Origin of the sequence: Rhizobium sp. CRRU65, from assembly GCF_048551595.1 — a bacterium.
GTDB lineage: Bacteria > Pseudomonadota > Alphaproteobacteria > Rhizobiales > Rhizobiaceae > Rhizobium > Rhizobium leguminosarum_J.
Genome location: NZ_JBLYZH010000001.1, coordinates 628,229 through 640,220 on the forward strand (window position 1 = coordinate 628,229; position 11,992 = coordinate 640,220).

Consider the following 11,992-nt stretch of genomic DNA (forward strand, 5'->3'; position numbering starts at 1 on the left):
GATGAATATTTCCCTCCTCATAAACGGCGCCGACCGCGCAGCCTCCGGCGGCCGGACCTTTGATCGTATCGATCCCTTCACCGAGAAGCTCGCAAGCCGCGCCGCCGCGGCAAGCCTGGACGATGCTGCCGCTGCGGTCGATGCCGCCGCCGCTGCCTTCGGCGCCTGGTCGAAGACCGGCCCCGGCCAGCGCCGCGCGATCCTGATGAAGGCCGCCGATATCATGGATTCCAAAGTCGGCGAGTTTACCCGACTGATGATCGAGGAGACCGGTTCAACCGCACCCTGGGCTGGTTTCAATGTCATGCTCGCCGCCAATATCCTGCGCGAGGCCGGCGCCATGACGACGCAGATATCAGGCGAAATCATCCCTTCCGACAAAGCCGGCACGCTCGCCATGGGCGTTCGCCAGGCCGCCGGCGTCTGCCTGGCGATCGCTCCCTGGAACGCGCCGGTCATCCTCGCCACCCGCGCCATCGCCATGCCGATCGCCTGCGGCAATACCGTCGTGCTCAAGGCATCCGAACAATGCCCAGGCACCCACCGGCTGATTGCCACCGTGCTGACCGAAGCGGGCCTGCCGGCCGGCGTCATCAACGTCCTCACCAACGCGCCGGAGGACGCGCCTGAGATCGTCACCGCGCTGATTGCCCATCCAGCCGTCAGGCGCGTGAACTTCACCGGATCGACCAAGGTCGGCAAGATCATCGCCGAGACCTGCGGCAGGTATCTCAAACCCGCCCTTCTTGAACTCGGGGGCAAGGCGCCGCTTGTTATCCTCGACGACGCCGATATCGACGGTGCCGTCAACGCCGCCATTTTCGGCGCCTTCATGCATCAGGGCCAGATCTGCATGTCGACCGAGCGGATCATCGTCGACGAGACGATCGCCGATCAGTTCGTCGCCAAACTGGCCGCCCGCGCCAGCCAGCTGCCGGCCGGCGACCCACGTGGCCACGTCGTTCTCGGCTCGCTGATCAGCCTCGATGCGGCGAGGAAAATGGAAGAGCTGATTGCCGATGCGACGGCCAAGGGTGCAAAGCTCGTGGCCGGCGGCAAACGCTCGGGCACCGTGGTCGAGGCGACGCTGCTCGATCATGTCACGCCCGAGATGCGCGTCTATGCGGAAGAATCCTTCGGCCCGGTCAAGCCGATCATTCGCGTTACCAGTGAGGAAGAAGCCATCCGCATCGCCAACGACACCGAATACGGCCTGTCATCCGCCGTCTTCAGCCGCAATGTCCAGCGGGCAATGGCGGTTGCGGCGCGGATCGAATCCGGCATCTGCCACATCAATGGCCCGACGGTAAACGACGAGGCGCAAATGCCCTTCGGCGGCGTCAAGGGCAGCGGCTACGGCCGCTTCGGCGGCAAGGCGGCAATCGCTGAATTCACCGACCTGCGCTGGATCACGGTCGAGGATTCCGCCCAGCACTATCCTTTCTGACGTCGACAGCGGCGAAGGGCAGATCGCGCCAATTCAAGCGATAGAGCGTCCTGTCGGACACGCGGCGCTCTATCGCAGTTGTCCCGGTCATTGCGGCCATCACCGGCCTGGACAAACATCCTCTTAGTCATCGCGCTTCAGATCTTTGGGAACGATATATTTCGCTCCGTCGTAACGCAGCCGGTGTTTGCCAATCGTCGTTTTATCTTCGCTCTGGCAATCACCATCCTTTCCGACAGTGGCAACGGAAGTGGTCGTTTTTTCGGCTACGACTATATCGGCAAACACGCCTTTTGCTGGTGAACCCATTGAAAGCGTGCGCGTGGTTTCATCAAACTCACCGGCACAGGCGGTATCCCATTCTCCGTGGTTCTCGCTGGCGACAATATTGTCGAGAACCGGCTTCAGCCCATCAGCGTCAACTGAGAAGAGCCATAAGGTCGTTTCGCCGAATGGATTGGCGCGCGAACTACCTTCCAGCGTAACACGCAATCCAAAAGCCGTTTTCCCAGGAGCGAGTTGATAACGTGCGGTATCGAAGGCGACGCTTTCTACATGAATGGCATCGTCGGACATAAGTCCCTGAAGACGCAGGCGCTGCTTTACATGAAGATTGGTGCTGTCGACCACGAGCAGTTCGATGTCCCCCTCGTTTTCCGAATCCGACTGCTCTGTCATCAAGGGGACAGCAACAAGGGTCAGTTGCGGTTGAGCTGGCCAGATCCGGCAATTCACCCGACGCGGATCGCCGTCGACATTGTCGTCTGTCGGCAATGTGATGGTTGCGCCCCCAAACAGAAAAGCGTCGTCGGCGTTTTTGGCACCCGGATAGGCAAGACGGATGATGTCTGAGGCGCGGCCGGCGCATTGGTTCTGGCCCGCCGATGCCGCTGGAGCGCTGACAGCAACGCCGAGTCCGATCAGAACGATCAGTTCGAAGAATGAAGCGCGGGCGTTCGAAAGCTGCGTCAATGCAAATCCCTCCGCAAAGCCACAGGCATATTCGAAACGTGACATTTGGCAATATTGGGAGAATCGAAAAATATCAGCGGCCAAGGACCGAAGAGCATCAGTTGGCCGCGACAATGCTACAGCAATCGGAGGCGTTCATCTGTGGCCGACCGACAACCTATATTCCTAAGTTGAGTGCGATGGCTGCCTGTGCCACCCACCCGGTCGAGCCGCGGGCTCGAGCCCGGAACCAAAACCCCGTCACGCGTATTCGTCTAGATTGGCTTTCGAACTTATGTCGGGTGAACAAATGTCCTTGCACCTCAAACGAATCTACGAGCCGAAAGACGACAAGGACGGCACGCGCATCCTGATCGACCGGCTATGGCCGCGCGGGTTGAGCAAGCAAGATGCGGCAGTCGATATCTGGCTGAAGGATATCGCACCAAGCCCGGCGCTACGCCGATGGTTCGGCCATGATCCGGCCAAATGGACCGAGTTCCAGCGCCGGTATCAAAACGAGCTGGAGAAAAATCCATCCTCCGTCGAGGAGTTGAAACGCCAGATCCGACAAGAGGACGTGACGCTTCTCTACGCTGCAAAAGACATGGCCCACAATCATGCCATCGTGCTTCAGCGCTTCCTCGGCAAAGACTGACGCGTCGGTGACAAGCTGTTTCTCTGGGTCCCGAAATTTCCGGGAACCTTTTCGCTCGATCTGCATCCAATGTTCGCTTCCCAAGGCGCATCACCGTTGCTGCCGGAAGACATTCGGCCACGACACAAGGGAGACAGATCATGTTGAAACGAATTCTCGGCGCCACCCTAATGGCGGCCTCACTCGGCACCGCTTCGATCGCCGCCGATGCCAAGCCGACCGATCCTCAGATCGCCCACATCGCCTATACGGCGGGGCAGATCGATGTCACCGCGGCAGAGCAGGCTTTGAAGAAGAGCAAGAATGCCGACGTCATAGCATTCGCCAAAACCATGGAGCGCGACCACAAGGCCGTCAATGATAAGGCGCTCGCCCTCGTCAAGAAGCTGAAGGTGACGCCCGAAGACAACGCAGTCAGCCAGTCCCTGTCGACACAGGCGACCAAGGAACTGACGACGCTGGAGGCGCTCGACGGCGCGGCGTTTGACAAGGCCTATGTCGAAAACGAAGTCGCCTATCACAAGTCGGTCAACGACGCGCTTGCCAACACCTTGATCCCGTCGGCTGAGAATAAAGAGCTCAAGTCGCTGCTGGAAACGGGCCTGACGCTATTCAAGGAGCACCAGATGCATGCCGAGCATCTGGCTTCCATGATCAAATAGGCTTGAGGAATGGGCTCGCTGATGAAATCGCTACGGCTCCCGCTGCTGTCTGCACTGCTTTGGGCGGGCAACGGGGTTGCCTCGGCGGCCGACTATCAGATCACCATCACCGGCATGAAATTCGGCTCGCCGCCTGCCGAGCTGCGTGTCGGCGATGTGATCGTCTGGCGAAACGATGATATATTCCGGCACACGGCAACCGCTCGCGACAAGAGCTTCGATATCGACCTGCCGCCGAAATCGGAAGCCCGCATGACGGTCGCCCAAGCGGGAGCGGTCGATTTCTATTGTCGCTTTCATCCCGCCATGACGGGCAAGCTGGACGTCCGGCCATAGGCCGGGCTCCAATCGAAAGACTGGCGAGCGGGGCGGAGGACTCCCTATGACAGCCATTCCGGTTACGGCCGAGCGACACCGGCAGCAGATGTCGATACTGTCCGACACCGATCTCGTGCTCTTGGCAAAAGCAGGCGACGAGCTCGCCATCCGCGCCATCGTTCAACGTCACAATCAGCGCCTGTTCCGGACGGCGCGCGCCGTCATCCGCAATGATGCGGAGGCGGAAGACATCGTCCAGGCCGCCTATATCAAGGCCTTCACCAGTCTTGCGACATTCCGGGGCGAGGCGCAACTTTCGACATGGCTGACCCGCATTACCCTCAACGAGGCGCTCAGCCGTGTGCGGGCCCGAAGGAACACCACCGGACTCGAGGAAATCGACATGCAGACGACGGCGCCGGGTGGCGAAGTGTTACAGTTTCCGTCTTCCCTGTCCGCAACTGATCCGGAAACCGAGCTGTCCAGGAGCCAGGCGCGGCATCTCCTCGAAAATGCGGTCGACGGGCTCCCGGACGATTTTCGCGCCGTGTTCGTGCTGCGGGATGTCGAAGGCATGAGCACGGAGGAGGCTGCCTCGTATCTCGGCATAAGACCCGAAACGGCCAAGACCCGGCTGCACCGGGCGCGCAGGATGATGCGCCAGTCCATCGAAAAACAGCTCTCCGGCGCATTCTCGGCCCTCTTCCCGTTCGACGGCGTCCGTTGCGCTTTCATGGCCGACCGCGTCATCGCCGCCCTTGGCAACGAGATGTCATGATGTCTCGCACTATTGACGGGATAAATCCTCCGGCCTTGAGCGTCTCGAGCTCGGCCCGCTTCGTCGGTCAGGTCTCCGGCGCAAGAGCAGTGGAAATTAGAAGAACATGCTGCCGAACGTGCGGATCTCCGCTTGGACAGCTAAGGCTGTTGAATGATGACGCTGGAGAGGTCGCGGATGAGGGCCGGGCGTGTGCCCACTTCCGGCCGCACGTATGCGATCCGCTCAGCGTGAAAGGCCATGCGATGTCGTTCCGCGCCTATCCATAATTCGCAGACATATACAATTTGCGCAGGAAATAGCGCGGCGACGGCCATTTTGTGGCGGAAAATACAATAATTAACAGAGACTTAAGCAATCCGGATACTTCTTGCATATTAGTATGACTTATTTGACGGTGGTCTTTTTGCGCTCGGGTCTTTCATATTCACTTGCTCGGGTCTTCCAAACCCTTCGTGGTCTCGGTAGGGATAGGGGCGGCAATGTCGCGATCGTCGTTGCCCTCACCCTGGTGCCGATGATCGTCGCGGTCGGCGCGAGCTTTGACTACATCAGGACCTACAATGTCCGCCAGAGGATGCAGAGCGACCTGGACACGGCGCTGATCGCCGCAGTCAAAGAGATCGATACCGACGACGCCGTCGCCCTCAAGCAAAAGGTTTCCGACTGGTTCCACGCGCAGGTGGAAAACAGCTATACGCTTGGCGACATCAACATTGACACATCAAACCATAAGATCACGGCGACAGCCAGCGGCACGGTTCCGACGACGCTGATGAAGATCGCCAACATCGACACCGTTGACGTCAGCGTGGCAAGCGCCGTCAAGGGGCCGGCCACCTCCTATCTTAACGTCTATATCGTCATCGACACATCCCCGTCGATGCTTCTGGCGGCAACAACGGCCGGCCAGGCGACCATGTATTCCGGCATCGGCTGCCAGTTCGCCTGCCACACGGGCGACGCGCACAAAATCGGCAACAAGACATACAACAACAATTACGAATACAGCACTGCCAAGAACATAAAGTTGCGCGCCGACGTCGCCGGTGATGCCGTCAAGGACGTGCTTGCGCTGATCGACACCTCAGACAGCAATCATCAACGCATCAAGGTCGGATTATATAGCCTCGGCGATACCCTTACGGAAGTTCTGGCCCCGACGCTCAGCACGGACACGGCGCGCAACCGCCTCGCGGACGCAAGCTACGGCCTCACCAGCGCGACCTCGAAGGCAGCCACCTATTTCGACGTCTCCCTGGCAACGCTCAAACAGAAAGTCGGCACGGGCGGGGACGGGACGGCCTCGAACTCGCCGCTCAAGCTGGTTCTCCTGCTGACGGACGGCGTCCAATCGCAGCGCGAATGGGTGACCGACAAGGTCACATGGTCGAACAACAAGGCAATTTCCGGGACGTACTGGAACAAGGTGGCGCCGCTCAATCCAGCCTGGTGCGCCTACCTCAAAGACCAGTCCGCCACCATGGCGGTGCTCTATACCGAATACCTGCCGCTCACGTCGGATTGGGGCTACAACGCAACTGTCGGTTCGACCATGGCCAGCGCCAACTGGAAAGGCACCTATGGTGGCATCATGCAAAGTGGCGTGTCGACCAGCATCACGAGACGGGATTACATCCCCTATGCGCTTTCCGACTGCGCATCGTCCAAGAGCCTGTTCCTATCAGCATCGTCATCGACCGAGATCACCGCAGGCCTGTCGGCGCTTTTCACCCAATATCTCGCATCCGTCCGGTTGACCCAATGAGGCGAGGGAAACGCTTCGCATCGTTGCGCCGCCTGTTCGGCGATCGCAAAGGGGTCGCTGCGATCGAATTTGCGATCCTGGCTCTGCCGCTCTTCATCATGATATTCGGCATTATCGAAGTGTCGCTGATGTTCTTCGTCAACTCGGCGCTGGACGCGTCCGTGCACAAGATCTCCCGAATGATCCGCACCGGCGAGGTTGCATCCTCCAAGATCACGCTGGCCGATTTCAAGACCAGAATCTGCAACGACATGCTTCTGTCCTTCAGCTGCTCCAGCGGTCTGCTGGTCAAGGTGATCGTGCTTTCCGACCTCTCGTCGGCCGCCAGCACCGACCCCATCGACGACAGCGGCAATCTCACGGTCACCGAGACCTATGACATCGGCAAAGGCAGCGACTACATCCTGGTTCAGACGTTCCTGCCATGGACAGCCGTCGTCAATTTCTTCAGCCTTTCGAGCGCCAAGCTTTCCGACGGCCGCTACCTGCTCGGATCTTCCGTTCTGTTCCGCAACGAGCCTTTCTGAGATGATCATGAAACGGAGCCTGTCCTTCTTCCGCTTCGCCCGATCCCGCACCCGTCATCTCGTGCGAGACCGGTCAGCGGCTTCGGGTGTGGAATTCGCGCTGGTGTTGCCGATCCTGGTGATGCTCCTGTTCGGCACCGTCGATCTCGGCCATGCGCTCACGGTCAGCCGAAAGATAGACGAGATTGCCTCCTCCACAGGCGACATGATTTCACAGCAGGGCTCCTGGACGAAGTCCGACGTCGCCAAGCTTCTCTCTGGCGCCAGCTTCATCCTGCAGCCCTATGAGACGACAGGGCTGACGATCACCGTCGCGGTGGACGATATCGCCAAGAGCGGCAGCGCGACGGTCAACTGGTCTGCAGCACTCAACACCTCCGCCCTTAACTCCGGCGCGGCGAGTACAATCGAGGTCCCTTCGGAAATCCAGGATGATGGCGTGCAGGTGGTGCTGACCAGGGTGCAGTACACATTGACGACGCCGGTCTCGGCGTTCTTTTCAAACTTCACCGGGCAGAATGGCTACAGCTTCGATCGCCATTACTTCAATCGCCCGAGGGTCGGCGACAAGATCACTTACAAATAAGCTCCAGGCTTGTCGCAATCGCCTGGAGGCCCCACAGCTGCGACTATCATTATAGTCCTCCACGATTGATCGTCTCCAGGTCCGGCATATCGCCACCGCGTTCGACCGGCCCTTTCCAACCACGGCTTCCGCTCATCCGACCGCAGAACCGCGTGACCCCGGATGTGACGTAGACGGCATTGACCCGGTCCCTGTCGGGTGCATAGTCGCGGGGTACTGGCTTGGAGGTGGCAACGGTCGCCTTTGTCGTGTTGTAGGCGATGTGGCTTGGCCTATGTCGCGTTAGGCCCGCTGCGGGCTGCGGAGTAATCAAATGAAAATCGACAGTATCGGCTTCGTCGGAACCGGCGCAATTACCGAGGCCATGGTTCGCGGCCTTCTGACTGAGCCGGCCTATGCCTCCGAAATTCACGTTTCTCCACGAAGCGCTCACATCGCCGCGACGCTGGCAGAAGAATTCGCCGCCGTCAGAATTGCCAAGGACAATCAGGACGTCGTCGAACGCAGCGACATGGTGTTCCTGGCGATACGGCCGCAGGTCGCCGAGGAGGTCGTGCGCGCGCTATCGTTCAGGGATGGCCAAATGGTCGTCAGCCTCGTTGCGGCGACGGAGCGCCAGGCCCTCTCCGAATGGATTGGCGCCGACGTGCATCTGGTGCAGGCGATCCCCCTGCCCTTCGTCGCCGGCCGGCAAGGCGTCACCGCCATCTATCCGCCTGATACCGCCGTCGCGGCGCTTTTCGACACGCTCGGAACGGCCGTCCAATGCCAGTCCAGAAAGGAATATGATCTTCTCGCGGCAGCGAGCGCAATGATGTCGACCTATTTCGGCATCATGGAGCAAGTTGCCGTCTGGCTGGAAAGAAGCGGCCTCGAAAAGGCGAAGGGACAGGCCTACATTGCGCCGCTCTTTGCAAGCCTCGCGCAGAAAGCGAACAGCCCCGGCAATGAACCGTTCAGCGCGCTGAGCCGCGAATTCGCGACCAAGGGAGGACTGAACGAGCAGGTTCTTTCAGACTTCGAGAAGAAGGGCGGCCTTGCCGCGCTGACCGCCGCACTCGATGGCGTGCTTGCCCGCATCGAGGGCAAGAACTAGAACGTCGGCGGCGTGCAGGCGCTGATGACCTCGCAGGGCACCGGTCCGACGCAGCGGAAGCGGTGCGGGCGCCTGCTTTCGAAATAGTAGGCGTCACCCGCTCCAAGGATACGCCGCTCGTCGTCGACCGTCACCTCGAGCCTTCCAGAGAGCACGATCCCGCCCTCCTCCCCCTCGTGAACAAGCGGAACCTTTCCGGTATCGGCGCCCGGCTGGTAACATTCCTTGAGTATTTGCAGGCTGCGCCCGAACAGGTTTTCTCCAACCTGCCTGTAGGAAATGGCGCCCTTGCCGATCTCCACCAACTCCTCGGCCGCATAGAAGGCCTTCCTTGGACGCTCGGGCTCGAAGGCGAAGAATTCCGCCAGGCCGATGGGGATACCGTCCAGAATTCGCTTCAAAGCCCCGACCGACGGGTTGGAGGCGTTCGATTCGATCAGCGAGATCGTCGAGTTCGGCACGCCGGTGCGCTTGGCGAGCTCACGCTGGGAAAGCTTATGGGCGATGCGGAGATAGCGAAGGCGGTTGCCGATATCGACTGACATGATGCTACCCGTTTGTGTTGTCCAGAATATCCAAATTAATATCCTTCCAACCATTGAATTTCAATAGCTTGCACCGACAAAGAAAAGGACTTGTTTGAAAGGAAGAAATTGCCATTCTCGGCGCCATCCCAAAGGAGGCCAGGATGGACCAGCTCAGCAAAACGAACGCGCCCGTACTCGAAAATTTCTGGATGCCGTTCACCGCGAACCGGCAATTCAAGGCCACGCCGCGGCTACTCGCAGCCGCAGAGGGCATGTACTACACCGACATCGATGGACATCAGGTGCTTGACGGCACGGCCGGGCTCTGGTGCTGCAACGCCGGCCACGGCCGCAAGAAGATCGCCCAAGCCGTCGAGCGACAGCTTGCAACCCTCGACTACGCGCCGACCTTTCAGATGGGGCATCCGATCGCCTTCGACTTCGCTGCAAAACTGGCTGCGAACGCGCCGGGCGGTCCTGACGCCAAGCTCGACAGGATCTTCTTCACCGGCTCAGGCTCGGAATCGGTCGATACGGCGCTCAAGATCGCCATCGCCTATCAGCGGGCGATCGGCCAGGGCACCCGCACACGGATCATCGGGCGCGAGAAGGGATATCATGGCGTCGGGTTCGGCGGCATTTCTGTCGGCGGTCTCGTCAACAACCGGCGGGTCTTCCCGCAAATACCGGCCGACCATATGCGCCACACGCTCGACATCGGGCGCAATGCGTTTTCAAAGGGCTTCCCCGCCCACGGCGTCGAACTGGCGGACGATCTCGAGCGCCTGGTGCAGTTGCACGGCGCCGAGACCATCGCGGCTGTCATCGTCGAGCCGATGTCGGGATCAGCAGGCGTCGTCTTGCCTGCGAAGGGCTATCTGGAGAAGCTGCGCGCAACCGCCGACAAGCACGGGATTCTGCTGATCTTCGACGAGGTCATCACCGGCTTCGGGCGTCTCGGCACCCCTTTTGCGACCGACTACTTCGACGTCGTGCCCGACCTGATCACCACGGCAAAAGGCATCACCAACGGCACGATCCCGATGGGCGCGGTCTTTGCCAGCCGCAAGGTCTATGACGGCCTGATGGTCGGACCGGAAAATGCGATCGAACTCTTCCATGGCTATACCTATTCCGGCCATCCGGTCGCCTGCGCAGCCGGGCTCGCTACGCTCGAGATATACGAGGAAGAAGGCTTGCTGACGCGCGCATCCGAGCTCGCCGAATACTGGCAGGAGGCCCTTCATTCGCTGAATGGCCTGCCTCACGTCGTCGACATCCGCAATCTCGGACTGGTCGGAGCGGTCGAACTGGCTCCCCGGGACGGAGCACCGGGCACCCGCGCCTACGACATCTTCGTCGACTGCTTCGAAAAGGGCCTGCTGATCCGGGTGACCGGCGACATCATCGCGCTTTCTCCGCCGCTTATCATCGAGAAAGACCAGATCGACACGATCGTCTCGATGCTCGGCGATGCCTTGAAGCGCGCAGCATAGATCCGCATCCGACGTGGTGTTCCCGTCGGCGATCGGACGTCTGGTCCATCGTCGACGAGCCATCCGGCACGCCGACATAGAGCTCAGCGCTTCAAGGTCTGTGACGGCAGTTGGCCGAAACGCTTCCTGTATTCGGCTGCAAATCGCCCGAGATGCGTAAATCCCCATCTGAGCGCGACATCGGCGATGACCTGCTTCCCATCGGATTCCAGCAAATCGCGATGGGCGGCGGCCATCCGAAGGTCATGCAGATAGGACATCGGGGTCGTATCCCTGAATTGCCGGAAACCCTGTTGCAAAGTCCGAACGCTGACCTTGGCTGCCATCGCGATATCGTTGAGCGAAATCGGCTCGGCGACGTGTTCCTGCATGAAGTCGATGGCCCATTTCACATGGCGCGGGGCCGGCGCCGGAGCAGGCAGCGCAAGCTCGTTCGAATAACGATTGGGGCAGGTCTCCAGAAGCAGATAGATCGCCGCGTCGCAGAGCGAACCGGCAGCCAGCGGCGACCGCTGCAGCGGTCCGTTCCCGCTGAGGCCGCGATGGAGGCTCGAGACAATTTGCTGCAATACAAGCCCCGGACCGGTCGTCAGATCGATGTGAGGATGAAAATCGACGTCGCCGCTGATCGTTCTCTCGAACATATGCGTGAGGTGGCTGGTGATCTTGGCTTGGCCGACGAACAGGCCGAAATGACGGCGGGGGCCGAACAGGCGAGCACCCGCGGCACGACCTGCCTCAAGGATCGTGCCACGGGCGGGAACAGAATATATTTGCTCCCGCATGCCTTCGAAGGATGCGTTCCCTGCCATCGGTAGAAAAACGATCATCCTGTCGCTGGGCGCTTCCCGCCTGATCAGGATTGTGCCTTCGTAGGTACAGTCGGCGACGGTTACCTCTTCTCCGACGGAGACGAAATTGCAGTGGTATGCAATCGGCATATTGCCTTCCGCCACAACCTTGATCGGGGAGTTTGGCGTCGACAATACTACCGAGAGCTCATCCGGGTCCGTTCCACTGTGCGCCGTTTCCCGAAACAACATGCTCTGCATCGCCAGCTGTTGGGCGAGGCTGCCATCGTTATGTATATGAGAATTAACGGACATTCGTGACCCCGAAAGACGATGTACACAAGTGATAATGGATTTTCGCAATCATGTTCGTCTCTTTTTTTGCGT

13 protein-coding genes are annotated in these 11,992 nt (G+C 59.9%); 10 read left to right on the forward strand and 3 right to left on the reverse strand.

Annotated elements, in window-relative coordinates; genetic code table 11:
• The first annotated feature begins 1 nt into the window (after position 1).
• Entirely contained in the window at positions 2-1,447 is a 1,446-nt protein-coding gene (locus ACM5SV_RS02945) for an aldehyde dehydrogenase (RefSeq protein WP_221975151.1), read from the forward strand.
• Between the two features lie 123 nt (positions 1,448-1,570).
• Here ACM5SV_RS02945 and ACM5SV_RS02950 read toward each other — a convergent pair whose 3' ends face one another.
• Entirely contained in the window at positions 1,571-2,419 is an 849-nt protein-coding gene (locus ACM5SV_RS02950; protein WP_419425028.1) for a hypothetical protein, read from the reverse strand.
• Positions 2,420-2,708: 289 nt separating this feature from the next.
• Here ACM5SV_RS02950 and ACM5SV_RS02955 point away from each other — a divergent pair, with 289 nt between their 5' ends.
• From ACM5SV_RS02955 to ACM5SV_RS02990, 8 genes are all read left to right on the forward strand, one after another.
• The gene (locus ACM5SV_RS02955; RefSeq protein ID WP_012755246.1) at positions 2,709-3,056 is read left to right on the forward strand and encodes a DUF488 domain-containing protein; all 348 of its coding nucleotides are present in this window, start codon (positions 2,709-2,711) and stop codon (positions 3,054-3,056) included.
• 140 nt (positions 3,057-3,196) lie between these two features.
• Positions 3,197-3,718: a DUF4142 domain-containing protein gene (locus ACM5SV_RS02960; RefSeq protein WP_017996026.1), complete on the forward strand. Its 522-nt coding sequence runs from the start codon at positions 3,197-3,199 to the stop codon at positions 3,716-3,718.
• A gap of 9 nt (positions 3,719-3,727) precedes the next feature.
• Positions 3,728-4,054, forward strand: coding sequence for a cupredoxin domain-containing protein (locus ACM5SV_RS02965; RefSeq protein WP_003562258.1), 327 nt, complete (start codon positions 3,728-3,730; stop codon positions 4,052-4,054).
• Positions 4,055-4,100: 46 nt separating this feature from the next.
• Positions 4,101-4,814 carry an RNA polymerase sigma factor gene (locus ACM5SV_RS02970; protein WP_017996027.1) on the forward strand — a complete coding sequence of 238 codons (714 nt, stop codon included), beginning with the start codon at positions 4,101-4,103 and terminating at the stop codon, positions 4,812-4,814.
• 382 nt (positions 4,815-5,196) lie between these two features.
• A complete protein-coding gene (locus ACM5SV_RS02975; RefSeq protein WP_032996855.1) occupies positions 5,197-6,582 on the forward strand; it encodes a TadE/TadG family type IV pilus assembly protein in 1,386 nt (461 codons plus the stop codon).
• Positions 6,579-7,109 carry a TadE/TadG family type IV pilus assembly protein gene (locus tag ACM5SV_RS02980; protein ID WP_017996029.1) on the forward strand — a complete coding sequence of 177 codons (531 nt, stop codon included), beginning with the start codon at positions 6,579-6,581 and terminating at the stop codon, positions 7,107-7,109. The genes ACM5SV_RS02975 and ACM5SV_RS02980 overlap by 4 nt, the downstream gene beginning before the upstream one ends.
• Position 7,110: 1 nt before the next feature.
• Complete coding sequence (locus ACM5SV_RS02985; RefSeq protein ID WP_017996030.1) at positions 7,111-7,695, forward strand: TadE/TadG family type IV pilus assembly protein; 585 nt, start codon at positions 7,111-7,113, stop codon at positions 7,693-7,695.
• Positions 7,696-8,008: 313 nt separating this feature from the next.
• Positions 8,009-8,791 carry a pyrroline-5-carboxylate reductase gene (locus ACM5SV_RS02990; protein ID WP_128406614.1) on the forward strand — a complete coding sequence of 261 codons (783 nt, stop codon included), beginning with the start codon at positions 8,009-8,011 and terminating at the stop codon, positions 8,789-8,791.
• Here ACM5SV_RS02990 and ACM5SV_RS02995 read toward each other — a convergent pair.
• Positions 8,788-9,336 carry a cupin domain-containing protein gene (locus ACM5SV_RS02995; RefSeq protein WP_017996032.1) on the reverse strand — a complete coding sequence of 183 codons (549 nt, stop codon included), beginning with the start codon at positions 9,334-9,336 and terminating at the stop codon, positions 8,788-8,790. The two genes, ACM5SV_RS02990 and ACM5SV_RS02995, sit on opposite strands and share 4 nt — an antisense overlap.
• Before the next feature lie 143 nt (positions 9,337-9,479).
• On the opposite strand from ACM5SV_RS02995, the gene ACM5SV_RS03000 reads away from it, so the two are divergent.
• Entirely contained in the window at positions 9,480-10,814 is a 1,335-nt protein-coding gene (locus ACM5SV_RS03000) for an aspartate aminotransferase family protein (protein ID WP_419425029.1), read from the forward strand.
• Between the two features lie 83 nt (positions 10,815-10,897).
• Here ACM5SV_RS03000 and ACM5SV_RS03005 read toward each other — a convergent pair whose 3' ends face one another.
• Positions 10,898-11,920: a helix-turn-helix transcriptional regulator gene (locus tag ACM5SV_RS03005; protein ID WP_222005392.1), complete on the reverse strand. Its 1,023-nt coding sequence runs from the start codon at positions 11,918-11,920 to the stop codon at positions 10,898-10,900.
• Positions 11,921-11,992 lie beyond the last annotated feature (72 nt).